The sequence below is a fragment of the Micromonospora sp. NPDC003197 genome (genome assembly GCF_053590565.1).
On record NZ_JBSFTE010000010.1, the window covers coordinates 1 to 25,738 of the forward strand.

Genomic DNA, 25,738 nt, shown 5'->3' on the forward strand with positions numbered 1-25,738 from the left:
GATCGCAGACTCCGCCAACCCCAACACCGCCACCTACTGGATGGACACCGACAACCTCGCCGACTGGATCGCCACCCGCGGCTACTCCGCCTGAGAAACACAATGACGAAGGCCAGCCCGATCGGGCTGGCCTTCGTTGTCGTCTGAGCGGACGACGGGATTCGAACCCGCGACCCTCACCTTGGCAAGGTGATGCGCTACCAGCTGCGCTACGTCCGCTTGGCACCCGGGCTCTCCCCCGGCGACCGGCAAGAACGGTAGCACCCCGACTGCACCAATCAACCGGCGGTACGCCCACATCGATCTGTGGTGGGACTGGCGTGCCGGGTACCGCGAGTGTACGCTGCCCGCGATGAAGACCTCCTACTGCAGATTGGGGGCCCCCGTCGTACAAGGTGAGTGCTGATGCACTCCCCAGCGGCGAACGGGAACTCCCGTCTTTCCTTCTGGCAGCACGTACGCCGGTTCGCGGTGCCGCCGTCCATGATCGAGACTGCGACCGCCCGCCGTGCCATCGGCGATTGGGCAGGGGCCTGCGCCGCTGCACGGGTCGACGTCGACCTGAACCTGCGTTCCATAGGTCGCGTGCACGGTCAGGAGTTCACCGCCCGACTCCGAGCCGACCTCCGCCATCTGGCACCTGACCTGCTGCGCTGGCACCTGCCCCGGATCGCTCCCGACGGCCTGTTGCGACCAGGTGTGACCATCTCCCTGGCTCGATATTCGACGGATCGCCCGCTGCATCTCGTGGCCCGTACTTCGCCGGGCTGGGCAGCGGCTGGTCAACGGATCAGCCTCGCCCTGTGGGATGAGTCCCGGGCCGAGCACGGCATCCCTCACCACCCGCACCCCCGCCCCGACCGACGCTTCCGCTTCGACCTGCACCGCCACCTCTGGGACGTACGCCGCAGTGGCGAGCTACGGGTCCGGTCCGGGGCAGACCAGCCTTTCCTGGATATCCGTACCGCTGTGGAACAAGATGCGCTGCGGCGACGCGGCTACGCCGTCGACCGGTGGAATGCCGAGGCGGGGATTCTGCTCCGCGCTCATGGACAGGCCGGCGACGCTGTCGTCGTACGGATCGGGGTCCGGCGCTGGCTGAAGCTGGACCTGACCGACAACCGCGAACTCAGCCCACGGATTACCGCAATCTCCGCGACCGGCCGAGCCGCCAGGTTACCCATGCTGCCGGAGGCGGCGACCTGGGTGCCACCCGACCTGACGTTGCTGCGAGCCGGCCTGATCGATGCCGACCAACTGCACCCGCTCGTCGCGGCGGCGATCGCACCGGGCCACCGACCATCGCACGATCCTCGGACCTCGGACAGTCAGGCCGGTATGCGACTCGTCGAATGCCAGGGTGCACAGCACCGGATCGGCCTCGTGAACGGGGTGCTCGTTCCGTTGGACCACGACCCGGCCGAGATCCGACGTGAGGAGTTACTGGCTGCGCTGGGTGGCACTCCACTGCCCTGCCTACAGATGATCGATGAGGCACACCGCCACCCTGAGTGCCTCATCGATATCCGGGCCCGCCTAGACCATGGCGACATCGCTGGTGCCCTGGCGGCCGTCGAAGGTCTCCTCGGCCCTGAGGCATCGCTACGCAGCGGTTCCCTTCGCGACGAACTGGAATCAGCGGCGCAGGGACGCATCGCACATGGGTTGTACCGGGCCGGACTGGCCAGTCTGCCCCGGACACCGGAAAACCGACCCCGCCGCAGTAACCACCGCACCCGGCCGCGCCACGCGATGCCCCGTTGAACCGCGTCCGCTTCCTCCGCTAACTACTTCCGCCCGCACCGCTTCCGCCTCACCTCGCGGGTCACCTCCGCCCCACGCGGCTTCCGCCCGTGCCACCTCCGCAGCCGCCCGACCACAGCCCGCCCGACTTCAGCCCTCCGCCGAGACCCAAGGTGACCGACATGACCCTGTCCTCGTTTCCCGCCGTCGCCGACTCTGGACCCGACTCCTCCCAGCTCGCCATCGCCGCCGACCTGCTCGCTCTCCTTGGCGACACCGCCACCGAACCGCGTCCCAACCCACAGTTGGCGGCCCTGACCCTGGCCGTGGCGGCTGACCTGCCAGTACTGCTCTGGGGCGAGCCGGGGATCGGTAAGACTGCGACGCTGCAGCAGCTCGCCGCCGGGCTCGACCTTTCACTGACCACGGTGATCGCCAGTGTGCACGAGCCGTCCGACTTCGCCGGCCTACCCGTGGTCGGTGCCGATCCCGCGATCCAGGGTGTGCCCATGGCACCGCCAGACTGGGCCGTCCACTTGGCGCGGGCCGGCCGAGGGCTGCTCTTCCTGGACGAGTTGTCCACTGCGCCACCCGCCGTCCAGGCCGCCCTGCTCCGTCTCGTCCTCGAACGACGGGTCGGCAGCCTGCAGCTCCCCGCCGGAGTACGCATCGTTGCCGCCGCCAACCCACGCTCCTCCGCCGCCGACGGCTGGGAGCTCAGCGCCCCCCTGGCCAACCGGTTCGTTCACCTCCAGTGGAGTCATGACCACGAGGTCGTCGTACGTGGTCTCGGCGGCATCTGGCCCGAGGCCACCCTGCCCTGGCTCGACCCGCAGAGGCTGTCCCCAGCAGTGGCGTTCGCCCGCCGGGCGGTGTGTGGATTCCTCACCGCCCGCGCCGGGCTCGTCCACCGGCTACCTCGGGACGAGACCCGCAGAGGTGGTCCCTGGCCGTCCCCACGCACCTGGGAGATGACGCTGCGCCTGATCGCATTCGCCGTCGCCGCCGACACCTCCCGCGAGGTCCTGTCGATGCTGGTCCGCGGAACTGTGGGCGACGGTCCCGGGCTTGAGCTGCTGGCCAGCCTGGACCGAATGGACCTGCCCGACCCCGAGGTGCTGTTGGCCGATCCGGCGGCGGCCGAGTTGCCCGAGCGGGGCGACCTGCGCCAGGTCGTCCTCGACGGGATAGTGGAGGCGGTCCGGAAGCGACCTGAGAAGTCCCGTTGGGACGCAGCATGGACGCTGCTGGTCCAAGCGTTGGAGACCGGGGCGCCGGACCTGGTGGTCGTGCCCGCAAGCACCCTCGCCAACCTACGTCAGCCGGACTGGGCCGTCCCAATGGCCATCGAGCGGCTCTCCGGGGTGGTATCCCTGGCTCGCCGAGCGGACGAAGCCGCAGCGCGGACCGCGGTCGCCGCAGGGGTCAACCGATGACGGCAGCCACCGGCCAGCAGATGGCGACACCTGAGCTGTCAAACACCCTCGACCTCGACAAACTCTTCGCCGCCCGGCTGCACGCCGCCCGGGTCCGGCCCTACCTGGCGGCGGCATTGTTCGCGCTGCACCCGGTCGAGTCACGACTCGTGCCCACGATGGCCGTGGATCGGCACTGGCGGTGCTACGTCTCACCGTTCTTCGTGGCCCGGACGCCCGTGGAGGAACTGGCGGGAGTGTGGGTGCACGAGGTCTCTCATCTGCTGCGCGACCATCACGGGCGCAGCGACCGGGTCGCGGCAGAGCGCGGATTGACCGGTCCGGGAGAGCGGCTGCGGATGAACATCGCGGCGGACTTCGAAATCAATGACGATGTGTACGGTGACGGCCTGGCCCGGCCGGAAGGTGTGGTGGAGCCGGCGCTCCTCGGACTACCTCAGGGTCAGTTGCTGGAGGACTACCTGCACCTGTTCCGGCTCGGACCACACCTACCGAGCCTGGTCTGGCTGGACTGTGGCAGTGGTGCCGACGGGCTGGCACGAGAGTGGGAGTTGGGGCCGGACGGAGCACACGGTCTCAGTGTTCAGGAACGGGACGCGATCCGGTTCCGAGTCGCCCAGGGCATTGTCGGCCACCCCGGAAACGTGCCCAAGGGCTGGCGTCGGTGGGCGGAGGAAGCGTTCCACCCGCCCCAGCCATGGCGGGCCCTACTGGGTGCGGCGGTCCGCTCGGCGGTTGCCAGCTCCGGTACGGGTGAGGACTACACCTACGGTCGTCCCGCACGGCGCTCGGCCAGCCTGCCCGGTATCGTCCTCCCCAGTCTCCGGCGCAGGCCACCCCGGGTCACCGTGGTCGTCGACACCTCCGGCTCGGTCAGTGACGCCGAACTGGGCAGCGCCCTGCTTGAGGTGGCGGCGATCGCTCGGGCCCTGGACGGCCGGCGGGACCTGGTGACCGTCCTGTCGTGCGACGCGGCAGCCCAGGTCGTACATCCACTCTGCCGTGCAGTTGGAATCCCGCTGATGGGGGGCGGCGGTACGGACCTTCGCACGGGTTTCGCCAGGGCGCTGCGAAGCCGGCCACGCCCAGACGTCGTGGTGGTGCTGACCGACGGGCAGACGCCCTGGCCGAGCACCCGGCCGTCCTGCCGCACGGTCGTGGGGCTGTTTCCTCGGCAGCACACCACCCGGTCACGATACGAAGACGACAGCTACACCCCGGAGGCACCACCGGCCTGGGCGCGGGTGGTAATGATCGGCTCACGCTGACCGGTGGTTACCTCGCAGGTGTTGATCGTTCCGTAGCGGATCACGCCACCATCCGCTGCTCATCCAGTTCGGTCAGCCGTACGGTGCACAGGCCGCCGCGTTCGGCCTTGACGTCGGTCACCTTGAGCTGTGTACCGGGAGCAAGGATGAACTCCTCCTCGCCCGTGAAGGCGGAGAAGTCGCGGATGCTGACCGCCCGAACGGGGCGTACCTCGAAGAGCGTCCGCTTGCCGCGACGACCGAGAAACGCCTCGGCCACGCCCAACTTCGACGTACATGACGACACACCCCACCAGGTCACGGTCTCGCCGAGCGGATACTGCGCCCGCAGATCCAGCGACACTCCGCGCCACAGCGGCCCCGTACGGGCCGGCAGCCGGGACACGGCCGAGAACAGAAGCCGCAGGTACGGAAGATAGGGGACGATCCTGGTGCGATCCGGATTGCGCAGGGTGGCGTTGATCTGCCGGTAGAAGGCCGATTCACAGGTGTACAGGTAGAGAGCCGCGACCTCGTCGGCGGACAACCCACTGGTCACGCTGTCCGTCTGCCGCTTGCCGAACTCGTGCGATCGCACCACGTGCCAGTCGAGATTCGACAGCAGTTTGGCGGCCGGGGCGACGGCTTCCCGGAAGTCCATGAGTGGGGTGTCGAACACGCCGGTGATGGCGGGGAGGGCCAGGCCCTCGTCCTTGACGCTGGCCAGCCGGTCCAGGTAGAGCTTGTGCAGCTCCATGGTGGAAGCGATGAACGCCGCCATCCGGTCGGCCGTGGCCGCGTCCGTACCACCCTGCTCGATCGTGAGCTTGTCCCACCCCTTGTTGGGCAACCAGTCGATCTCATCGGCGCCGAGCGCTCGGAGCGCCGCGTTCACCGTGGCGAAGTGGTCCCCGTCGCAGAAGATGTCCCCCTGCGCTGCGGGATTCGGGTGGTCGATGTGCCGGACCTGCACCCCGGGGTACTTCTTCTGGAGCCGGAGCACGACGCTCTTGAGCGTACGGGCGTGGGCTCCCCACCACGCGAACACCACGCCTCGGTCCTGCTCGTCGGCGTTCTGCTTGGCCCGCAGGATCTCCTCGACGAGCTTCTCGACGACCGGCCGCCAGAACGCGGTGTGCTGGTCGGTGGCCATCGCACCATCACTGCTGGCGGTGAGCGCCGCGTTGAGCAGCAGCACCCCCTGCGCGAGCATCGCCTGGAACCACTCCGGTGGCTGGACGGTGTCGTGCTCTTTGAGCAGTGCGCGGATGTCGGCGATCGGCGTCTTCTTGGGTATCCCGTGCTTCCACATCGCCGCCGCCTTGATGATGCAGCGGATGCTGATGACCTTGCCGAACTGGCTGTCCCCCCAGTTGTGGAAGGTGTTGTCGAACATGGCGATGCCGGTGGCGCTCTCCGGCCGCGGATAGGGATTCTGGCCGAAGACAACGACCTTCCATTTGTGTGGCGGGTTGGGCTTGAGCGCCTGGAAAGTCAGCTCACGCACGGGAACAACCCTCGGGCTGCGGCCGGGACCGATGAACGTGGGCGCTGCCGGCTGTGCCTCGATGACCGGCTTCAGGAGCGGCAGCCACGGCTCCCCACCACCGGAGAAGAGTTCGGCGAGACCCAGCGGGTCGTCCGGGTCGGGCGGCGTGGGGACGTGGGAGTCGCTCATCGTGGGCTCCGGATAGGCAAGCCGTGCCGGCGACGGCACGAGTGGCAGGACTGGGCTGTCGTTATAGCACCGGGCTCGGACATCCACGCCGCGATCGATCGCGTCGCGTTCTCCGGCGCTGCTTGTCGGTGCCGCCCGGTACCTTCCTGGGCGCTGGAGACAATCCGTTCCCCGACCCGGAGTGAGCTATGACCATCGAACCCGTACAGCCGCCGCTCAAAGTGGTGTTGACCGACGTCAACGCGAAGGTGGTGCAAGCGTGGCGGTCGGCGTTCGCCGACACGCCGGACGTCGAGATCGTCAAGGGGTCGATCCTCGTCCAGCGGGTCGACGCCTGGGTCAGCCCGACCAACTCCCGTGGACGGATGGACGGCGGGGTCGACGCCGTCATCAAACGACACCTCGGACCGGGGATCCAACTACGCGTCCAGCGCGCGATCCGGGACCAGTTCGGAGAAGCCCTGCCGGTCGGAAGTGCCGTGTGCGTGACCTCCGGCGCCGCCAACCCGAAGTTCCTGATCTCGACACCGACGATGGAACAGTCCGTAGCGGACGTACGCGAAACACTGAATGTGGCGCTGGCCTGCGCGGCGGCCTTCCAGTCCATCCACCTGCAGAACGAACGGCAGCCAGGCAGCATCAGGTCGGTGGCGCTGGTCGGCATGGGCGCGGCGACCGGCCGGGTACCGGCCCAGGTCTGCGCCAATCTGATGTGGGCCGCGCACACCCTCTTCCACGACTACCGCTTCCAGGACTACGACGACCTGCGGGAGACGATCTGCGCGCAGCTCAACGACATCGAGAGCCGCCCGGTGGACGAGCGGGTACGGATCACGCCCCCCACACCGTCGGGCCCGCGCCGCTGACAGGTGACCTGCACGACGCCCGGTACGGCCACTGCCAAACGTGGGACGGCAGCCGAACGCGGGACGGCAGCGATGTCTCAGCCAGGCAGGCCCACCGGTATGGCGGCACGGTCGAGCAGAACGGACCGCTCGATGGGATCGACCCGGGTACTCGGGACAGTGCAGGCGTGCGCCCCGGCGATCGCGCCGTACCGCAGGCAGGTCTCCACCGGAGCTCCGGCCAGGTGTCCAAACAGGAATCCAGCCACGAACGCGTCACCGGCGCCGTTGGAGTCGATGACAGGTGCCGCAGGGCGGGCAGCGGTGAAGGGGCGGATCTCGTCCTCGCCCCGCACCAGGGCGTATCCGCCCTCGGCACCGGCCGTGGCGACCACGATCCGGGCCCGCCCTACGTCGACGATCCGACGTAGGACGGCCGGGCCGTCGACCAGCGCCGTCGCCGAGAGGAAAACCACGTCGGCGGCGTGGGCGAACACCTCGTGGTACGGATTCTCGCCGTTCCAGTCGTGCAGGTCGGTGGAGACGACCGCCGCCGAGTCGACGAGTTGTCCGATGGCGTGCTGGCAGGGGTGGGTGATGGACACGTGGACGAGCCGAGCCTTCGACGTGTACGCCGCGAGCATCTCCGCCGGCAGCCGGTCACTGTCGTCACCCCGGCTGCCGTCGTAGAGCGACAGTCGCCGACCGGTGGGGTCCACCAGGTTCACCGCCCGCTTGGTGCCGGCACCCGTCGGTACGGCAAGCAGCGGGATGTCGTACGCCTCGTGCAGGGCACGGACCAGCCCACCCTCCCGGTCGTCGCCGAGCACGTCGATGTGCACGGTGCGCAGCCCCAGGGCCCGCAGCCCCAGGGCCACGTTGTCACCGGTCTGCCCGGCACGCATCTCGATCGCCGGGACGTGGTAACTGTCCTGGAACGGTAACGGCAGGTCGGGAACATGGACGATGGTGTCGACGCCGGCACCACCGAGTACCACCACGTCGGTCTGGTCAGACAACTGATCTCCTTCGCTCCGGCCGAGCCTATCGGCGCTGACCCGGGCCGACACATCGCCGATTTCATCAGTCCGCCGTGCGAGGCTGTGCGGTGTGAACGACAGCCGTCCCCTACTTCTCGTCGACGCGCCGAGCCTCTACTTCCGGGCCTACTTCGGCATCCCGGAGTCCGCCGCCCGCGCCCCCGACGGCAGCCCGGTCAACGCCGTACGCGGTTTCCTGGACATGCTCGCCACGCTGATCCGTAACCGTCGACCGGACCGACTGGTGTGTGCCCTGGACTACGACTGGCGTCCGGAGTGGCGAGTGGCTCTGCTGCCGTCGTACAAGGCGCACCGGCTCGCCCCCACCGGGGGCGAGGTGGTACCGGACACCCTGACTCCCCAGGTGCCGCTGCTGTTGGAGGTGCTGGCCGCGGTGGGCATTCCGGCGATCGGTGCGGCGGGCTACGAGGCGGACGACGTACTCGGCACGTTGGCCGCGACCCAGCCCGGTCCGGTCGAGGTGGCCTCCGGTGACCGTGACCTGTTCCAGCTCATCGACGACGCCCGGGGCGTACGGCTGCTCTACTGCGGCCGAGGTGTGGCCAAGCTGGAGGACTGCGACGACACGGCCGTACGGGCGAAGTACGGTGTGCCGGCGGCCGGGTACGCCGACTTCGCCGCGCTGCGGGGTGACCCGAGTGACGGGCTGCCGGGCGTGCCGGGTGTGGGGGAAAAGACCGCCGCCCGGCTGATCGACCGGTACGGCACCCTGGCCGCCATCCTGACCGCACTGGACGACCCGAACGCCGGCTTCGCCCCGGGGCTACGCGCCAAGCTGCTCGCCGCCCGCGACTACCTGGCGGTGGCACCCCAGGTGGTGCGGGTGGCGCTGGACGTACCGCTGCCGAGGCTGGTCACCGAACTGCCACCGGTGCCGGTCGACGAGGATCGGCTACTGACCCTCGCCGAACAGTGGAACCTCGCCGGCTCCTGCCGCCGCCTGATCGAGGCGATCAGCACCGTGCAGTGACCTGTCCGGGCAGCATCCCGGTCAGGATGCGGCGTGGTAGGCCAGGATGCCCCGGTTGACGGCAGTCATCGCGGCGCGGGCGGTGGAGCGCAGGTCGCTGGAGGCACCACCCGAGTCCGAGACCTGCCCCAACAGGTCGACCACCTGCCGCGCCCAGCGGACGAAGTCACCGGCCGGCATCTCTCCGTCGAGGTCATGCCCGCTGGCCAGCACCTTGGCCAGCGGCTCACCCCGGGCCCAGCGGTAGATCGGCCAGACAAACCCGAGATCCGGCTCCCGGGTCACCTCCAGCCCACGAGACGCCTCGTCGGACTCGATTTCGGACCAGAGCTGCAACGTTGCGTCGACCGCTTCGGCCACCGGGCCCCGGGGCACGGAGGCCCGCTCGTCGGTGTCCCGCCGGGCCTCGTACACGATCACCGATATCGCAGCGGCCAGTTCCGACGGGGACAGCCCGTCCCACACCCCGCGGCGTAGGCACTCAGCCACCAGCAGGTCGGTCTCGGTCCAGATCCGGCCGAGCATCCGGCCGGCATCGGTGACCCCGCCCTCCGGGGCCAGGTAGCCGCGCGCGGTGAGCAGGGCGCAGATCCGGTCGAAGGTACGGGCCAGCGAGCCGGTCCGTCCCGAGACCCGCTGGCGCAGCTCGTCGGTGTCCCGGTCCAGCCGTCGCCGCCGCTCGGCCCAGCGAGCGTGCTCCTCCCGCTCTGGGCAGGCATGACAGGGGTGCCGGCGCAGCTCGGCACGCAACTCGGTCAGTCGATGGTCCTCGCCGTTACTTCGGGCCCGGCCAGCCCGACGGCGCGGATGCCGGTCCAGCCCGGTCGCGATGACCGCTGCTGCCAGGTCCCGGCGGGCAGCCGGTGAGCGCGGGTTGAAGTGCCGAGGCACCCGAATCCGGGCCAGCACCTCGGCCGGACTGGTGAAGTCACCCGGGGTGACCCGCCCGGCCCACCGGTCCTGGGTCAGCACCAGTGGACGCGGCTCACCGAAGCCACCACCGCCCGGCTCGAGCACCACGGCCAGACCGGACCGACGGCCCGACGGGACCCGGATCACGTCACCGATCCGCAGTCGCTCCAGCGAGGCGATCGCATCAGCCTTGCGCTGGGCCTGTCCCTGCCGGGCCAGCGCCCGTTCCCGTTCCCCGATCGCCAGCCGCAGCCCGAAGTACTCCCCGAAGTCGCCGTGGTGGCATTCGGCCTCGACCTCGTACGCCTCCATGGTCTCGACGTTGCGCTGTACCTGCCGGGCCAGTCCCACCACCGATCGGTCGGCTTGGAACTGCGCGAACGACGACTCCAGCAGCGCGCGCGCCGGTTCGGCACCGACCGAGCCGACCAGGTTGACCGCCATGTTGTACGACGGCCGGAAGCTCGACCGAAGCGGATAGGTACGGGTGGAGGCCAGGCCAGCGACGTGCCGGGGGTCGACCTCCGGGGACCAGACGACGACCGCATGCCCCTCGACGTCGATGCCCCGCCGCCCGGCCCGGCCGGTCAGTTGGGTGTACTCCCCCGGCGTCAGGTCGACGTGTGCCTCGCCGTTGAACTTGACCAGTCGTTCGAGCACCACGCACCGGGCTGGCATGTTGATGCCGAGGGCCAGCGTCTCGGTGGCGAAGACTGCCTTGACCAGACCACGTACGAACAGTTCCTCGACCACCTCCTTGAACGCGGGCAGCATGCCGGCGTGGTGGGCGGCCAGTCCCCGCTCCAGCCCGTCGAGCCATTCCCAGTAGCCGAGCACCGACAGGTCCTCACCGGGGATGGTGGTGATCCGGCTCTCCACCACGTGCCGGATCTCGGCCCGCTCGTCGGGGGTGGTCAGCCGCAGGCCAGCCGCCAGGCACTGTTGTACGGCGGCAGCGCAGCCGGCTCGGCTGAAGATGAACAGGATCGCCGGAAGCAGTCCTTCCCGGTCCAGCCGTTCGACCACGTCGGCCCGTAGCGGGCCGCGCCAGCGGGGCCCGCGACGATTCCAGCCTGGCCCCGGCCCGCCGGAGGCAGCGTCGCCGAGTTCCAGCCGGCGCATGGTCTCCCGGGTGTAACGCAGCAGTTCCGGATGTACGTCGTGCTTGCGAGCGGCGTCGGCGTCGTGGAACAGGTCGAACATCCGCCGGCCGACCAGCATGTGCTGCCACAGCGGCACCGGCCGGTGCTCGCTGACCACGACCTCGGTCTCCCCCCGGACGGTGACCAGCCACTCGGCGAACTCCTCGGCGTTGGAGACGGTCGCCGACAGGGACACCAGGGTCACCGACGGCGGAAGGTGGATGATCACCTCCTCCCAGACCCCGCCCCGGAACCGGTCGGCGAGGTAGTGCACCTCGTCCATGACCACGTAGGCGAGGCCATCCAGGGTGGCCGAGCCGACGTAGAGCATGTTGCGCAGCACCTCGGTGGTCATCACCACCACCGGCGCGTCGCCGTTGATCGCGTTGTCGCCGGTCAGCAGCCCCACCTGGTCGGCACCGTAACGGTCCACCAGGTCGTGGTACTTCTGGTTGGAGAGCGCCTTGATCGGGGTGGTGTAGAAGCATTTGCGCAGCGGGGCGGTGGCCGCCGTAGCGACGTCTTCGGCCGACGGGGCCTCAGCGGTATCTCCGGCCGACGGGGCGTGCGCGGCAGCGGTCAGCTGACGGGTGCGACCACCGGTGGCCTGGTTGGCGCGCAGGGCGAGATGTACCGCGAACTCCCCGACGACCGTCTTACCGGCACCGGTCGGAGCACAGACGAGCACCCCGCTTCCCCGTTCCAGCGCCTGACATGCCTCACGCTGGAAATCATCAAGATCAAACCCGAGATCGAGGGCAAACTCCTCCAACGCGGGAAACATGTTGGCCTGCGCGGCCCGGCGGCGCGCCGCGGCGTACCGCTCGGCGGGGCTCGACATGAACCCAAGATTAGTGCGTGCCGAGCAACTCCATGCGGCCAGGCCGTCGGAGAGCCCTGTCCGACCCGGTCGGTAGGGTGCACCACGTGCCGGACCATGCCGAACCCCCCATGCCGCGTACGCCGAGCGGATCCGCCAGCAACCCGCACCCGGTGCCCCCGCGCCGGCCGGTTGACGCGGTGCTCTTCGACTTCCACGGCACGCTCGCCCAGGTGGAAGACCCAGTCGGCTGGGTCATGGCCGGTGCCACCGCGTGCGGAGCCACCCTGGACCGGGTCCGGGCCACCTCGCTCGCCGACCGTCTGATCACCGCCGGCCGGGCGGGCGGTCCACTGCCGACCCGGGTTCCTCCGCACCTGGCCGAGGTGTGGGCCGACCGGGATCTCTACTCGTACGCCCACCGGGAGGCATACGTCGGTCTGGCGGCCACCGTCGCGACCAACATCGAAGGGCTCGCCGACGCCCTCTACGACCGGCTGCTGGGTCCCGAGGGCTGGTTGCCCTACACCGATACCGCCCCGACGTTGCGCGCGCTGAAGGCAGCCGGCGTGCCGGTGGCGGTGGTCAGCAACATCGGCTTCGACATCCGGCCGCTCTTCGCCGCCTGGGGGCTCGACGACCTGATCGACGCCTTCGTGCTGTCGTACGAGGTGGGTCGCTGCAAGCCCGATCCGGGGATCTTCCTGCGCGCCTGCGGAATGCTGGGGGTGGACCCGGAGCGGGCGCTGATGGTCGGGGACACCCCGGCCGACGCCGGGGCGGTACGCGCCGGGCTCGCCACCCTGGTGCTGCCCGCCGCCGAGGCTGGCCTCGCCAACGGTCTGAGCGCCGCGCTGGCCCTCGCCCTGCCGGCGGAGTGACCCGGCGCCTGGCGACGATCCGGTCCCGGTGTAGCCGATCCAGTAATCGAGTGCGGCGATCGGCTGAGGAGACCCAGAATCTCCTGATGCTGCACAACGAGGTCATGGACTACTACCGGCAGGGTGGCGAGCGCGACCGGCTGACGGCCGGCGAGGGACGGTTGGAATATCTGCGCACCTGGGACGTGCTCACCCGGGTGTTGCCGCCCGCGCCCGCCACCGTGCTGGACGTGGGTGGCGCGACCGGTGTCTACGCCGGCCCGCTGGCCCAGGCGGGATACACCGTCCACGTCGTGGACCCCATCACGGAGCACGTGTCGGCCGCTGGTGCCCTGGCCGGCGTGACCTCGGCCGTCGGCGACGCTCGGGCGCTACCGGTGCCCGACGCCAGTGTGGACGCGGTGCTGCTGCTGGGGCCGCTCTACCACCTACTCACCCGCGCCGAGCGAGTCCAGGCCTGGCGGGAGGCGGCCCGGGTGGTACGCCCGAACGGCCCAGTCGTGGGTGCGACGATCAGCCGGTTCGCCTCGTTCTTCGACGGCTTCACCAAGGGCTACTTCGCCGACCCACGGTTCGAGCCGATCGTCGACCGTACGCTCGTTGACGGGGTGCACCGCAACGACGACAGCACGGACCAGGGCTGGTTCACCACCGCCTACTTCCACCGGCCAGAGGAGATCCCCAGCGAGGTGACCGACGCGGGGCTGGCGTTGGAGCGCCTGGTGGCAGTGGAGAGCCCAGTGCGGCTCTCCGGTCCCCGACTGGCGGAGATCCTCGCCGACTCCGGGGCGACCGACCTGCTGTTGCGCAAGCTACGTGAAATCGAGGCCGAACCGAGCATGCTCGGTGCCAGCGGTCATCTGCTCGCTGTCGCCCGCCGCCGGTCGAACCCACCGATATCCGTCGACCCGGACGGGTCAGCGCAGCAACCGTAGCGCCCCCGGTACGGCCGTCACGGTCACCGGCAGCCGGGTGATCCGCTCACCGTCGGCATATCCGACGATCTCCTCGGCGTGTAGTTCGACGGTGCGCGCACGGTAGGTCTGCACCTGCGGGTGTGTCACGTGGGTGCCCTGGTAGACCTGCGGCTTGATCCGCACCAGGGTGCTCCGGCTGACCGCCCCGGCGACCACCACGTCCAGTTGCCCGTCGGCGGGATCAGCCATCGGGCAGATCCGCATCCCACCGCCGTAGCTGGCACAGTTGCCGACCGCCACCAGCACCGCGTCGAACTGGTGCTCCTCCTCCCCGTTCAGGCGCAGCGTGTAGCGACGGGGCCGGAGCCGGGCCAGCTCGACCAGGATGGCCAGGTCGTAGCGGCGGGGCCCGCGCGGCCAGCTCATCCGATTGGCCCGCTCGTTGACGATTGCGTCGAAGCCTGCGGCCAGCACCGTGCCGTACCAGTGCTGGTCGCCGTCGGCCCCGGTCAACCGGGCCAGGTCCAGGGCCTGGGTCCGGTTGGCAGCCAGCGCGGCGGCGATCATGTCGGTCGCGGCGAGCGGGTCGGCCGGATATCCGGCCTCGACGGCGAAGTCGTTGCCGGTGCCGGCCGGCACCGGACCGAACGCCACCCGGCTACCGGCAACGGCCTGCATGGCCAGGTGGCTGGTGCCGTCACCGCCGACGGTAACCAGGGCGGCGGCCCCGTCTCGGACCGCATCGCGACATGCCGCCCGCGCCTCGTCCGGGGTGTCGGCCGCCAACAGTCGTACGTCCCGACCGGCTACGCCGAGTCGCTCCAACACGGCAGGCAACAGCAGTCGACGCCGGCCTCGGCCCGCGGTGGGATTGGCCAGTACGGCCACCGGGCCGTCGAGGAGCCCGCCGTCAGGCACGGCACCGGCGAGATGATCGTGTACGGTCACGGCGAGCACGGTACCGCCTCACCGGTACGGTGCTCGCCGCGTGGGCTTCGAACGACGACCTGATCAGGTCATGTCGTCGTAGCGTCGATCGATCGGAGTCGGCGCGGATACCGGGGCGCCCGGGCCGATCGCCTCGCTCACCTCGACCGGTTCCGGGGCCTCGACCGGTTCCGAGGGCTCAGCCAGCGGCGACGCCTCGTCGTCAGCCAACCCCGCATCTTTTTCCTTGCCACGGCCACGTCGCCGATCGTTGAGGAACGCCACTCCTACGGCAATGAAGTAGAGCAGGGAGAGCGCCGCAGCAAGCAGGGTCATGCCAAACGGGCCGGGGTCCGGGGTGGCAACGGCGGCGAACGCGAAGCACAGGAAGACGATCACCCGCCACCAGCTCAACAGGCGTCGGGCACTCACCACACCGGTGAAGTTCAGCATCAGCAGCACAAGCGGGAACTCGAACCCGACCCCGAACAACAGGATCATGCTGGTGACGAACGAAATGTAGCGGGTCACCTCCAACTGCGAGTCGAGACCGGCGACACCGGCCTCGAGCAGGAAGGCGAGCCCCTTGTCCACCACGACGTAGGCGAGTGTGGCACCGCCGACGAACAGCGGCGCGGCAATCGCCGTAAAGACGTAGGCCCACTTGCGCTCGTGCCGGTGCAACCCCGGAGCGATGAACGCCCAAAGCTGGTAGAGCCACACCGGCCCGCCCACGATCAGGCCGACCCAGAGGGCGAGCTTCAGCTTCAGGACGAAGCTGTCGGTGGGCGCCAGCAGGATGAAGTTCTGGCAGGTGCCGTCTGGCAGGGTCTTGCCGGGCAGATTGCAGTAGGGCTGCTTGAGTAGTTCGAAGACCCAATCGGCGAGGATGAACCCTACGATCAGGCCCGCAACGATGCCCAGGGACGCCACGAACAAGCGCGAGCGCAACTCGCGAAAGTGCTCGATGAGGGACATCGAGCCATCGGCGGCCCGCGCGAAGTTGCTCGGACCGCGCTTGCGGAGGGCGAACCGCACGGTTACCGGGCCTCTCGAATCAGTGGTTGTCGCGGATGCGCTGCGGGTCGTTGACCGGCGGTGCGGGCGGCTGGTAACCGGGCTGGTGCACGCTGGTCGGGTGGACGACGTTGTCCGGCTGCAGCGGCTGGCGACCGTGCTGCGCGTCGGCCTTCTCGGCCAGGTCCTTGTCGTCGTCGGCGAGGCTCTTCGTCTCCGCCTTGATGATCCGCAGCGACCGGCCCAGCGAACGGGCCGCATCCGGGAGCCGCTTCGCGCCGAACAGCAGGATCAGCACGACCACGAGCACGATGATGTGCCACGGCTTGAGGGCACCCATGAGAAGCTCCTGTTGATCTTTGGGGGAACGTGAGGAGTAACCAGTCCATCGTACGTGTGTCGACGGCCCGCGCCACCCGCCGGGCGTAGGACAGTTTCGCCCGGTCGGTGCAGTCTTGACCAAGGTCGACTGTCCCGTCAACCAGGGCACCGTCCCAATTTGTCGGTTCGTGGGTCGTCCTGGCCAACCCGATACCGCTACGGTCAGCTACCGCTTCGCCTTGATGACGGCGATCCGCTGCTGCACGGTCCCGGCCTCCTCTTGCAGGTTGGCCAGCCGTTCCTGCAGCGCGAAGGCGCGCGTCTGCAACGACTCCGCCTCGGCCTGGCGGCGTTGCAGATTGCGCACCGCCCGACCGAGCGGGTGCAGCCGGGCAAGGACCGGCCGAATCGCCAGAACCAGTACGACCAGCGCGAGCAACACCACCGCGAGCACGATCCACTTCACCACGTCGGCCAGCCTAGTGCCCGACGGTGACCGGCGCTGGATCGGCCAAGCGCGACACCGGCTGGGCGTACGCGTCCAACGCTGCCGCCGCCTGGTCCCGTACCCGTACCGCCAGCTCGGGTGGAGACACCACGGTGGCGTCCGGGCCGAGACCGAGCACAAACCGGCGCGCCCAGTCCAGATCGCTGACCCGCAGCGAGACCAGCCACTCCTCACCCGCGTCCGGCTCGACCCGTTCGCACGGGTAGTACTCGGTGATCCACCGGCCGCCCCGACCGACGCGGAGCGTCACCAGGGGCAGGTCCGGTGCAGGGCGGAAGATCCCGGCACGAAGATCGTGCAACTGAGCCTGATCCGGGGGGATGGCAGGCTCGTCGAGCTCGTCGAGGGCATCGATCCGGTCGGTACGGAACAGGCGCATCGCCTCCGCCTGTCGGCACCATGCCTCGAGGTATGCCTGCCCGCTGATCACCAGCACCCGTACCGGGTCGATCACACGTTCGGTCGTCTCGTCCCGGGCCGCCGTGTAGTAGGTGATCCGCAGTGCCCGTTGTCGCTGCACCGCACTCCGCAGTGCCTCGACCCGGTCGCCGTCCCCGGTGCCCGACATCCGGACGGTCACCGGCGCGTCGGCGAGGTCCCCGGCGGCATGCTCAATCTTGGCCAGGGCCCGGTCGATGGCGTCCCGGTTGGCCATTCCCGGCGTCTCGGCGAGCATTCGTAGCGCCACCACCAGCGCCAGTGCCTCGTCCGGGGTCAACCGCAACGGACGGTCGATGCCCGCGTCGTAGGTGATGGTCACCCGGTCACCGTCGAAGGCCATGTCGATCAGGTCACCGGGCCCGTAGCCGGGCAGTCCGCAGACCCAGAGCAGTTCCAGATCCTCGCGTAGCTGCCGCTCACTGATTCCGAGGTCGCCAGCGGCCTCGGCCAGCTCGATCCCGGGCCGGGCGAGCAGGTAGGGCACCAGGTTGAGGAGTCGGGCCAGCCGGTCGGCCGAGGCGCGCGAGCCGCCCCCGCGCTGCGTCGGAGCACTCATCTCGTCCCCCCGTCGGTCCGCCACCTGCCGGTGGCGATCACCTCGTCGTGCCGGGCGGTGATCTCCTTCAACCGCTGGATGACCGCCTCGCGTACCTCGGGCGGGTCCAGCACCCGCACATCGGGACCGTAGCGGACCAGTTGACCGGCGAGCGACTCGACATCGGCGTACGGAAGGAGCAGTTCGTCGCCCTCGACGGCGGGGCGAATCTCCTGGGCCCAGCGGCGCAGTCCGACGGCCCGGCCCGTGGGCACCAGGACGATGGCCCGGCCGGTCTGCTCAACCGGCCCGGACCAGCGGGCCACGTGGCTGATCAGATCGACATCGGTCGGGGCCACGAAGGCACCCGGTCGGCCGGTGGCCCGGACCTGGCCGACGATGCGGGACAGCCGGAAGCAACGGGTGGCGTCCCGGTCCAGGTCGTGACCGACGACGTACCACCGGCCCCGCCAGCAGACCACCCCCCAGGGCTGCAACCGCCGACTGGTGGAGGCATCGTCGTCGGGCACCCGGTATTCGAAGGTGACTGTCCGCCGTTGCCTGGCTGCCGACGTGAGCGGCGCGAACGCCGGGTCGACGGTGACCACCGGCTCCATGCCCAGGGTGGCCTCCGGGTCCACGTCGATACCGGCGGCCCGGAGCTTGGCCAGTCCGGAGGAGGCCGCCGCCGCCAGTCCCGCGTGTTGCCAGAGCCGAGCGGCGATACCGACCGCTGCCGCCTCGTCAGGTTCGAGCGGAATGTCGGGTAGGGCGTACTCCCGGTGCGCGATCCGGTAACCCGGTTCGGTGTCGAAGACGCTGGCCGTACCGGTCTCCAGCGGCACTCCCAGCTCCCGCAGTTCGGCCTTGTCCCGCTCGAACTTGCGCTGGAATGCCTCGTGGTCGCGAATATCGTCCGGATCGTGTTCATAGCCCGGTACGGTCGCGGCGATCTGCGCGGCGGTGAGGAACCGCCGCGTAGACAGCAGGCAGATCACCAGGTTGACCAGGCGTTCGGTGCGGGTCCGCGACACGTGCATGACGCTAGCAGTGCGCGGTTACCGGCCGTACACCCGTGCCGCCCGGTTTCGGCCTTCCGCTCACTGTGCTGGCAGACCTTCCGCCCCCGCTGTCGGATCCGGTGGTCAGCCGGCTAGCGTGCCGAACATGGTGCGATGGCGGTCGGGCACGGTGACAGCGGTACGGCGGAGCTGGCGCGGGGCGATGGAACTGGATGTTGCCCTGCCCGACGGCACCCAACTGCGGGCCCTGGCCTACCCCGAGCTGGTCGGCACAGCCGAGCCCGGTGACCGGGTGCTGCTCAACGTTGGCGCGCTGGTGATGGGGCTGGGCACCGGCGGTTACGCACTGGTGGTGGCGCTGCCCGACCGGCTGCCCGCCGACCCTCCGGGTGCCGGCGACAGCCGTGACACCGGGCACCTGGTCAAGGCCCGATACACCCCGCTACAGCCGATCATGCTCGGCGTCGACGAGGAAGCCTCGCCGCACCGGGCCGTACTCGCCGACGCCGACGACCTGGCGGGGCTGCCGGTGGTCACCGCCGATCTGCACTCCGCCCTGCCGGCGATCGTCGCCGGCATCCGCACCGACGCTCCCGCGGCCCGGATCGCGTACGTGATGACCGACGGCGGTGCCCTGCCGGCCTGGTTCTCCCGGACCCTCGACGGCCTTCGGGAGGAGCTGGTCGGAACGGTCACCGTCGGTCAGGCGTTCGGTGGCGACCTGGAGGCGACCAACATCCACAGCGGGCTACTGGCGGCCCGGCACGTCCTTGGCGCGGACATCGTCGTGGTCGCCCAGGGGCCGGGCAACCTGGGCACCGGTACCCGGTGGGGCTTCTCCGGCGTCGCCGTGGGCGAAGCGGTCAACGCCACGGCCACGCTCGGTGGTCGTCCGATCGGCTCACTGCGGGTCTCCGACGCTGACCTTCGCCCCCGGCACCAGGGGCTGTCCCACCACAGCGTCACCGCCTACGGCCGGGTCGCGCTCGCCCCGGCCGAGCTGGTGGTGCCGGTCGGTCTACCGACGGAGCTGGCGGCCGCCGTGGACGAGGCGCTGGTCCCGTTGGCTGCGCGTCACGAGGTCGTCCGGGTCGGCACCGAAGGACTGGACACCGCGTTGCGGTCGACCCTGGTCCCGCTCTCGACGATGGGTCGCGGCCTGGACGCCGACTACGCCTACTTCCTCACCGCTGCCGCCGCCGGCCGGTATGCGGCACGGGTGGCCGGTTGAGCCAGCAGATCGAGACGGGCCGGCCGGCCTCGCGCAGGAAAACCACCGGCTGGCTCAGACCATGAAGATCAGGGCGAGCCACCCGCCCACGATCAGTATCAGGGCCGCCGCGAGCACCCAGGTTGGCACGGTGTATTCGCCCCGCCGGTTGCGGGCGATCTCGTCGGAGATCTTCTGGCGGCGGCGCTCGACCCAGCTCCGGCGGGCCTCGAAGGGGCCACGTCGTTCGCGGTCGGAAGGTTCATTAGAGGCCATAGCGCGCCCAGCCTACCGGGCCGGCCCGGATGCCGATGGAGCACCCGAGCCGGCGACCGTGGGCTACATGCTCGCGATCAAGCGCTCCACCCGCTCGTCGTACGCCCGGAACGGGTCCTTGCAGAGCACGGTGCGCTGCGCCTGGTCGTTCAGCTTCAGGTGCACCCAGTCCACGGTGAAGTCGCGACGCTTCTCCTGGGCGTGCCGGATGAACTCGCCCCGCAGCCGGGCCCGGGTGGTCTGCGGTGGGGTCTCCTTGGCTTCGAAGATCTCCGGATCGGTGGCGATCCGGTCGACCTGGCCGCGTCGTTCGAGGAGACCGTAGAGGCCCCGCCCCCGACGCAGGTCGTGGTAGGCGAGATCCATCTGGGCGACCCGGGGATGCGACAGCGGCAGGTCGTGCTTGGCCTGGTAACGCTCGATCAGCCGCAGCTTGGTCACCCAGTCGATCTCCCGGGCCACCGGTTCGAGGTCGCCGGTCTCGATCGCCCGAAGCACCCGACCCCAGAGCTCGACCACCCGCTTGGCGGTCTGGTCACCACCCCGACGTTCGACGAACTCGGTGGCCCGGGCCAGATACTCCTGCTGGATCTCCAGGGCGCTGATCTCCTTGTTGGAGGCGAGTCGCACCTTGCGGCGACCGGTGATGTCGTGAGAAACCTCCCGGATGGCCCGGATCGGGTTCTCCAGGGACAGGTCCCGCATCGCCACGCCCGCCTCGATCATGCGGAGCACGATGTCCGCGCTGCCCACCTTGAGCAGCGTCGTCACCTCGTTCATGTTCGAGTCGCCGACGATGACGTGCAGCCGGCGGTAGCGTTCGGCGTCGGCGTGCGGCTCATCCCGGGTGTTGATGATCGGCCGGCTTCGGGTGGTCGCCGACGAGACGCCTTCCCAGATGTGTTCGGCCCGCTGGGAGAGGCAGTAGACCGCGCCACGCGGGGTCTGTAGCACCTTTCCGGCACCGCAGATGAGCTGCCGGGTCACCAGGAACGGGATCAGCACGTCGGCCAGCCGGCCGAATTCCCCGTGCCGGGAGACCAGGTAGTTCTCGTGGCAGCCGTAGGAGTTGCCGGCCGAGTCGGTGTTGTTCTTGAACAGGTAGATCTCGCCAGCGATGCCCTCGTCGTGCAGCCGTTTCTCGGCGTCGATGAGCAGCCCCTCCAGGATCCGCTCGCCGGCCCGGTCGTGGGTGACCAGATCGGCGACCGAGTCGCACTCGGGGGTCGCGTACTCCGGATGGGAGCCGACATCGAGATAGAGCCGGGCACCGTTACGTAGGAAGACGTTGCTGGACCGGCCCCAGGACACCACCCGTCGAAAGAGGTAGCGGGCTACCTCATCCGGGGAGAGCCGCCGTTGTCCACGGTAGGTACAGGTGACGCCGTACTCGGTTTCGAGGCCGAAGATTCGCCGTTCCATGATGAGACATTAGCCGCCCGAAGCCGTCATTGGTCACTGTCTCAGCGGGACATCTTGACCACGGGTGACGAAAACTCCCGGGACATACGCCAACATTCCGGCTCGTACGCCTCATGCCGTACGTGGTGGCAGCCGAGTTCGGCGCATGCCACACGTGGTGGCAGCCGGGTCCGGCTCAGCGGAGCAGGTCGAGGAGATACTCGCCGTACCCGCTCTTGGTCAGCGGCAGGGCGAGCGCGCGCAGCTGGTCGTCGTCGATCAGCCCAGCCCGCCACGCCTCCTCCTCCACGCACCCGATCTTCATGCCCTGCCGTTCCTCGATCACCCGAACGAACTCGGCGGCCTGCATCATCGATGCGAAGGTTCCGGTGTCCAGCCACGCGGTGCCCCGGTCGAGCACCGTCACGGTCAGCTCGCCCAACTCGCGGTACGCCTCGTTGACCCCGGTGATCTCCAGCTCGCCCCGGGCACTCGGGGTGAGCTTCCGGGCGATCTCGACCACCTTGTTGTCATAGAAGTAGAGCCCCGGGACCGCGTACCGGGACTTCGGCGTGGCCGGCTTCTCCTCGATCGACAGCACCCGCCCGTCGTCGTCGAAGTCGACCACGCCGTACGCCTCGGGATTGGCCACTGGATAGGCGAAGACCCGCCCGCCGACCAGCCCGTTGTGGTCGGCGAGCTGCCGCCCCAGGCCGACCCCGTGGAAGATGTTGTCGCCGAGGATCAACGCGACGGACTCGTCGCCGATGAAGTCCGCCCCCAGAACGAACGCCTGGGCGATGCCCTCCGGTCGGGCCTGTACGACGTACTCCAGGCTGAGGCCGAACTGGCTACCATCCCCCAGCAGCCGCTGGAACTGCGGCTGGTCCTCGGGCGTGGTGATCACCAGGATCTCCCGGACCCCCGCCATGATCAGCGTGGAGAGCGGGTAATAGATCATCGGCTTGTCGAAGATCGGCATAAGCTGCTTCGACACTGCTCGGGTGATCGGCCACAACCGGGAGCCGGTGCCACCGGCGAGAAGGATTCCGCGCACTCGGGGAGCCTACCCGCACTCCGAGAGCAGTGACGCGAAGCGTCGGCACGCGGACGCTGCCCGGCCACTGACCGTCACGTCGCGTAGACTCCCGATCCCGTGAGGATCCTCGTTACCGGCGGAGCCGGATTCATCGGGTCTGAGTACGTACGGATGCTGTTGACCGGCACAGGACCACACCCGGCACCTAGCTCCGTAACCGTCCTCGACAAGCTCACCTACTCGGGCAACCGAGCCAATCTCGATCCGGTCGCCGATGATCCCCGGCTACGGTTCGTGGTGGGCGATATCTGCGACCCGGAGATCGTCGATCAGGTGGTCGCCGATCACGACGTCATCGTGCACTTCGCCGCAGAATCGCATGTCGACCGCTCGATCCACGGTGCCGCCCCGTTCGTCACCACCAACGTACTGGGGACGCAGACCCTCCTCGACGCGGCGTTGCGGCACGGCACCGGCCGGTTCGTGCACGTCTCCACCGACGAGGTCTACGGCTCGATCGACGAGGGCTCCTGGACCGAGGAGTGGCCGCTGTCGCCAAACTCCCCGTACTCCGCCTCGAAGGCCGGTTCCGACCTGCTCGCCCTGGCGTACCACCGGACCCACGGCATGGACGTGGTACTCACCCGCTGCTCCAACAACTACGGGCCGTACCAGTTCCCGGAGAAGGTCATCCCGCTGTTCGTCACCAACCTGCTCGACGGCGGCACCGTGCCCCTGTACGGCGATGGGGGCAACGTGCGGGACTGGCTGCACGTACACGACCACTGCGTCGGTATCGCGCTGGTCCAGGACAAGGGCCGGCCGGGCGAGGTCTACCACATCGGCGGCGGCACCGAGCTGACCAACCGCGAGCTGACCGGGCGGTTGCTCGACGCCTGCGGCGTGGGGTGGGACCGGGTCGTCCCGGTCGCCGACCGCAAGGGGCACGACCGCCGCTACTCGCTGGACATCACGAAGATCAGTAGCGAACTCGGGTACGCCCCGAGCGTCGACCTGGAGCGTGGTCTCGCCGAAACCGTCCAGTGGTACCGCGAGAACCGGGACTGGTGGCAGCCGTTGAAGGCGCGAGCCGGCCACGGTCCGGCCGCGTGACCGCTCCAGCCCGGTGGCTGGTCACCGGTGCCGGCGGCATGCTGGGCCGGGACCTGGTCACCGCACTCACCGACCGCGTCGACCGCCCGGTCACCGCCGCCACCCGGGCGGAGTTGGACCTGACCGACGAGTCCGCGGTCCGCTCCGCTGTCGCCGGCCACTCCGTGGTGGTCAACGCCGCCGCCTGGACCGACGTCGACGGTGCCGAGACCCGAGAGGCGGAGGCTACCGCAGTCAACGGGGACGGGGTGGCGAACCTGGCCCGGGCGTGCGCCGAGAGCGGTGCCCGGCTCGTACACGTCTCCACCGACTACGTCTTTCCCGGCGACGCCACCGCACCGTACGCGGAGGATGCCCCCACCGCGCCGATCAACGCCTACGGCCGGAGCAAGCTGGCCGGGGAGCTGGCGGTCGCCAAGTTCCTGCCCGACACCGGCTACGTGGTACGGACTGCGTGGCTCTACGGCGCACACGGCCCCAACTTCGTCGCCACGATGCTGCGGCTGGCAGCCGAACGCGACCATCTCGACGTGGTCGACGATCAACTGGGGCAACCCACCTGGTCGTACCGGCTGGCTGAGCGACTGGTGGAACTCGGCGAGGCGGCGCTGGCCGGCCGGGCAGCCGCCGGCACCTATCACGGCACCGCTTCCGGTCAGACCAGCTGGTATGGCCTGGCCAGAGCGATATTCGAACTCGCCGATCTCGATCCCGAGCGGATCCGTCCGATAACCAGTGACCGCTATCCACGGCCCGCGAAGCGGCCAGCGTACAGTGTGCTGGGTCACGCTCGGTGGTCAGCGGCCAGACTTCCGCCGCTACCGCATTGGCGCGTGACGCTGGCTGAGGCACTCCCCCTGTCCGGCCTGCTCACCTCTCGGAAGGTCGCATGAAGCTCACCCTGATCACAGCGCTGACCGGGCTCGTCCTGGTCGCGGCAATCGTGGAACTGCTGCGCCGCCGCCAGCTCCGCGAGAAGTACGCCCTGCTCTGGCTGGGCGTCGGGCTGCTCGTCATCCCGCTGGCCATCTTCCCCAAGCTGCTGGACCGGCCGGCCGAGCTGATCGGCGCGAAGTCCGGGGTCAGCCTCGTCCTGTTCCTCGGCATCGTCTTCCTCCTGCTGATGTGCGTACACCTGAGTTGGGAGGTCAGCCGACTGGAGGAGGAAACCCGGACCATCGCGGAGGATCTCGCCCTACTTCGGGCGGAAATCGACCACCGTCAGCAGCTCGAGACCGAAGTGATGGCGCGCAATGATTAACAACAAGCGGGTCCTTATCGTCATCCCCGCACTCAACGAGGCGGGCTCGATCGGCGACGTGGTCCGTGAGGTCCGCGGCGAGCTGCCCACAGTGGACGTACTCGTCGTCGATGACGGCTCGACCGACCGTACCTCCCAGGTCGCGGCGTCCGCTGGTGCCGTCGTGGCGAAGCTGCCCTTCAACCTCGGCGTCGGCGGAGCCATGCGGCTGGGTTACCGGTACGCCCGGGAACACGATTACGACGTCGCGATCCAGGTTGACGCGGACGGCCAGCACGATCCGCGCTACATTCCGAAACTGGTGGACGCCCTCGACACCGCCGACCTGGTGATCGGTGCCCGGTTCGCTGGTGAGGGGGACTACCGGGTCCGCGGCCCCCGCCGCTGGGCGATGATCATGCTTTCCGGCGTGATCTCCCGGGTCGCCGGTACCCGGCTGACTGACACCACCTCGGGGTTCCGGGCGGCCAACCGCAAGCTCATCGACATGTTCGCCACCTGGTACCCGGTGGAGTACCTCGGCGACACGGTCGAGACGCTCGTACACACCGCACGACGTGGCCATCAGGTCCGTCAGGTGCCGGTGGCCATGCGTAAGCGGATGGCCGGCAACCCCAGTCAGTCCCCGGCCAAGGCGATGATCTACCTGGGCCGCGCGTTCGCCGTACTACTCCTGGCCCTCGTCCGTAGGTGACATGAAACGTCTGCTCAACCTGCTACCCCCCGGAACGATCGCGGTCGGCGGCGGCCTTGCCCTACTCGGTGCCGCCTCCTACGTCCACCTCGGGGTCGCGGGACATCAGCTCGACGACAGCGACTACTCGTCGCTGTCCGTGTTGTGGTCCATCGTGTTCACCATCGGGCTGGGCCTGTTCATGCCGATCGAGCAGGAGGTGGCCCGGCTGGTGGCCACCCGGCGCACCGACGGCCTCCCCCCGGGACCCGTGCTGGCGCGGGGGGGGGGGGGGGGGGGCGCGCGCGCAGCGGGGTGTTGTCGTGGGTAGAGGTCCGCCCC

Annotated in this window: 25 protein-coding genes, 1 tRNA gene and 1 pseudogene; 14 read left to right on the top strand and 13 right to left on the bottom strand. The window is 69.4% G+C overall.

All coding sequences use genetic code 11. The features are described from left to right. Positions 1-94, top strand: a pseudogene (locus ACWDV4_RS13115) (C39 family peptidase); the annotation flags it as partial. 52 nt (positions 95-146) lie between these two features. Here ACWDV4_RS13115 and ACWDV4_RS13120 read toward each other — a convergent pair. Beyond that, a tRNA-Gly gene (locus tag ACWDV4_RS13120) sits at positions 147-219 on the bottom strand. A gap of 186 nt (positions 220-405) precedes the next feature. On the opposite strand from ACWDV4_RS13120, the gene ACWDV4_RS13125 reads away from it, so the two are divergent. The 3 genes from ACWDV4_RS13125 (at position 406) to ACWDV4_RS13135 (ending at position 4,447) form a co-directional block, all read left to right on the top strand. Next, entirely contained in the window at positions 406-1,764 is a 1,359-nt protein-coding gene (locus tag ACWDV4_RS13125; RefSeq protein WP_449977772.1) for a hypothetical protein, read from the top strand. Between the two features lie 161 nt (positions 1,765-1,925). Then, the gene (locus tag ACWDV4_RS13130; protein ID WP_449977774.1) at positions 1,926-3,179 is read left to right on the top strand and encodes an AAA family ATPase; all 1,254 of its coding nucleotides are present in this window, start codon (positions 1,926-1,928) and stop codon (positions 3,177-3,179) included. Then, a complete protein-coding gene (locus ACWDV4_RS13135) occupies positions 3,176-4,447 on the top strand; it encodes a vWA domain-containing protein (protein WP_449977777.1) in 1,272 nt (423 codons plus the stop codon). Before ACWDV4_RS13130 ends, ACWDV4_RS13135 begins: the two co-directional genes overlap by 4 nt. Positions 4,448-4,487: 40 nt before the next feature. Here ACWDV4_RS13135 and ACWDV4_RS13140 read toward each other — a convergent pair whose 3' ends face one another. Then, positions 4,488-6,104 (bottom strand): ADP-ribosyltransferase domain-containing protein, encoded by a 1,617-nt coding sequence (locus ACWDV4_RS13140; RefSeq protein ID WP_449977779.1) that lies wholly within the window; start codon positions 6,102-6,104, stop codon positions 4,488-4,490. A 188-nt stretch (positions 6,105-6,292) separates the two neighbouring features. Here ACWDV4_RS13140 and ACWDV4_RS13145 point away from each other — a divergent pair, with 188 nt between their 5' ends. Continuing rightward, positions 6,293-6,970 carry a macro domain-containing protein gene (locus ACWDV4_RS13145; protein ID WP_449977782.1) on the top strand — a complete coding sequence of 226 codons (678 nt, stop codon included), beginning with the start codon at positions 6,293-6,295 and terminating at the stop codon, positions 6,968-6,970. Positions 6,971-7,047: 77 nt separating this feature from the next. Here ACWDV4_RS13145 and ACWDV4_RS13150 read toward each other — a convergent pair whose 3' ends face one another. Then, positions 7,048-7,968 (bottom strand): adenosine kinase, encoded by a 921-nt coding sequence (locus ACWDV4_RS13150; protein WP_449977785.1) that lies wholly within the window; start codon positions 7,966-7,968, stop codon positions 7,048-7,050. A gap of 91 nt (positions 7,969-8,059) precedes the next feature. On the opposite strand from ACWDV4_RS13150, the gene ACWDV4_RS13155 reads away from it, so the two are divergent. Continuing rightward, complete coding sequence (locus ACWDV4_RS13155) at positions 8,060-8,980, top strand: 5'-3' exonuclease (protein ID WP_449977788.1); 921 nt, start codon at positions 8,060-8,062, stop codon at positions 8,978-8,980. A 21-nt stretch (positions 8,981-9,001) separates the two neighbouring features. On the opposite strand, the gene ACWDV4_RS13160 is transcribed toward ACWDV4_RS13155, so the two are convergent. Beyond that, positions 9,002-11,875, bottom strand: a complete 2,874-nt coding sequence (locus tag ACWDV4_RS13160; RefSeq protein WP_449977790.1) for a DEAD/DEAH box helicase — start codon at positions 11,873-11,875, stop codon at positions 9,002-9,004. 86 nt (positions 11,876-11,961) lie between these two features. Between ACWDV4_RS13160 and ACWDV4_RS13165 the strand changes: the two genes are divergently transcribed. Both ACWDV4_RS13165 and ACWDV4_RS13170 read left to right on the top strand, forming a co-directional pair. After that, positions 11,962-12,735, top strand: coding sequence for an HAD family hydrolase (locus tag ACWDV4_RS13165; RefSeq protein ID WP_449977793.1), 774 nt, complete (start codon positions 11,962-11,964; stop codon positions 12,733-12,735). Between the two features lie 86 nt (positions 12,736-12,821). Next, entirely contained in the window at positions 12,822-13,670 is an 849-nt protein-coding gene (locus tag ACWDV4_RS13170; RefSeq protein WP_449977795.1) for a class I SAM-dependent methyltransferase, read from the top strand. On the opposite strand, the gene ACWDV4_RS13175 is transcribed toward ACWDV4_RS13170, so the two are convergent. The 6 genes from ACWDV4_RS13175 to ACWDV4_RS13200 form a co-directional block, all read right to left on the bottom strand. Further along, positions 13,653-14,600 (bottom strand): diacylglycerol kinase, encoded by a 948-nt coding sequence (locus ACWDV4_RS13175; protein WP_449977797.1) that lies wholly within the window; start codon positions 14,598-14,600, stop codon positions 13,653-13,655. The two genes, ACWDV4_RS13170 and ACWDV4_RS13175, sit on opposite strands and share 18 nt — an antisense overlap. A gap of 63 nt (positions 14,601-14,663) precedes the next feature. Then, a complete protein-coding gene (tatC, locus tag ACWDV4_RS13180) occupies positions 14,664-15,617 on the bottom strand; it encodes a twin-arginine translocase subunit TatC (RefSeq protein ID WP_449977800.1) in 954 nt (317 codons plus the stop codon). A 19-nt stretch (positions 15,618-15,636) separates the two neighbouring features. Continuing rightward, a complete protein-coding gene (tatA, locus tag ACWDV4_RS13185; protein ID WP_449977802.1) occupies positions 15,637-15,936 on the bottom strand; it encodes a Sec-independent protein translocase subunit TatA in 300 nt (99 codons plus the stop codon). Between the two features lie 207 nt (positions 15,937-16,143). Next, positions 16,144-16,386, bottom strand: coding sequence for a hypothetical protein (locus ACWDV4_RS13190; protein WP_449977805.1), 243 nt, complete (start codon positions 16,384-16,386; stop codon positions 16,144-16,146). Positions 16,387-16,396: 10 nt separating this feature from the next. After that, positions 16,397-17,422 carry a helix-turn-helix transcriptional regulator gene (locus tag ACWDV4_RS13195; protein ID WP_449977808.1) on the bottom strand — a complete coding sequence of 342 codons (1,026 nt, stop codon included), beginning with the start codon at positions 17,420-17,422 and terminating at the stop codon, positions 16,397-16,399. Beyond that, positions 17,419-18,435, bottom strand: a complete 1,017-nt coding sequence (locus ACWDV4_RS13200) for a helix-turn-helix transcriptional regulator (RefSeq protein WP_449977809.1) — start codon at positions 18,433-18,435, stop codon at positions 17,419-17,421. Before ACWDV4_RS13200 ends, ACWDV4_RS13195 begins: the two co-directional genes overlap by 4 nt. Positions 18,436-18,568: 133 nt before the next feature. On the opposite strand from ACWDV4_RS13200, the gene ACWDV4_RS13205 reads away from it, so the two are divergent. Beyond that, positions 18,569-19,654, top strand: coding sequence for a DUF3866 family protein (locus ACWDV4_RS13205; RefSeq protein WP_449977811.1), 1,086 nt, complete (start codon positions 18,569-18,571; stop codon positions 19,652-19,654). 54 nt (positions 19,655-19,708) lie between these two features. On the opposite strand, the gene ACWDV4_RS13210 is transcribed toward ACWDV4_RS13205, so the two are convergent. The 3 genes from ACWDV4_RS13210 to rfbA form a co-directional block, all read right to left on the bottom strand. Then, the gene (locus ACWDV4_RS13210) at positions 19,709-19,909 is read right to left on the bottom strand and encodes a hypothetical protein (RefSeq protein WP_449977813.1); all 201 of its coding nucleotides are present in this window, start codon (positions 19,907-19,909) and stop codon (positions 19,709-19,711) included. Between the two features lie 63 nt (positions 19,910-19,972). Then, positions 19,973-21,331, bottom strand: a complete 1,359-nt coding sequence (gene pafA / locus ACWDV4_RS13215; protein WP_449977815.1) for a Pup--protein ligase — start codon at positions 21,329-21,331, stop codon at positions 19,973-19,975. 175 nt (positions 21,332-21,506) lie between these two features. Beyond that, a complete protein-coding gene (gene rfbA, locus ACWDV4_RS13220; protein ID WP_449977818.1) occupies positions 21,507-22,367 on the bottom strand; it encodes a glucose-1-phosphate thymidylyltransferase RfbA in 861 nt (286 codons plus the stop codon). Between the two features lie 99 nt (positions 22,368-22,466). Here rfbA and rfbB point away from each other — a divergent pair, with 99 nt between their 5' ends. The 5 genes from rfbB to ACWDV4_RS13245 are packed head-to-tail and all read left to right on the top strand — an operon-like array spanning position 22,467 to position 25,727. Continuing rightward, complete coding sequence (gene rfbB, locus ACWDV4_RS13225) at positions 22,467-23,462, top strand: dTDP-glucose 4,6-dehydratase (protein ID WP_449977821.1); 996 nt, start codon at positions 22,467-22,469, stop codon at positions 23,460-23,462. Next, entirely contained in the window at positions 23,459-24,355 is an 897-nt protein-coding gene (rfbD, locus tag ACWDV4_RS13230; protein WP_449977823.1) for a dTDP-4-dehydrorhamnose reductase, read from the top strand. The genes rfbB and rfbD overlap by 4 nt, the downstream gene beginning before the upstream one ends. Next, the gene (locus ACWDV4_RS13235; protein WP_449977825.1) at positions 24,352-24,723 is read left to right on the top strand and encodes a DUF2304 family protein; all 372 of its coding nucleotides are present in this window, start codon (positions 24,352-24,354) and stop codon (positions 24,721-24,723) included. The genes rfbD and ACWDV4_RS13235 overlap by 4 nt, the downstream gene beginning before the upstream one ends. Continuing rightward, complete coding sequence (locus ACWDV4_RS13240; protein WP_449977827.1) at positions 24,716-25,417, top strand: glycosyltransferase family 2 protein; 702 nt, start codon at positions 24,716-24,718, stop codon at positions 25,415-25,417. The genes ACWDV4_RS13235 and ACWDV4_RS13240 overlap by 8 nt, the downstream gene beginning before the upstream one ends. A gap of 1 nt (position 25,418) precedes the next feature. Continuing rightward, a complete protein-coding gene (locus ACWDV4_RS13245; RefSeq protein WP_449977830.1) occupies positions 25,419-25,727 on the top strand; it encodes a hypothetical protein in 309 nt (102 codons plus the stop codon). Positions 25,728-25,738 lie beyond the last annotated feature (11 nt).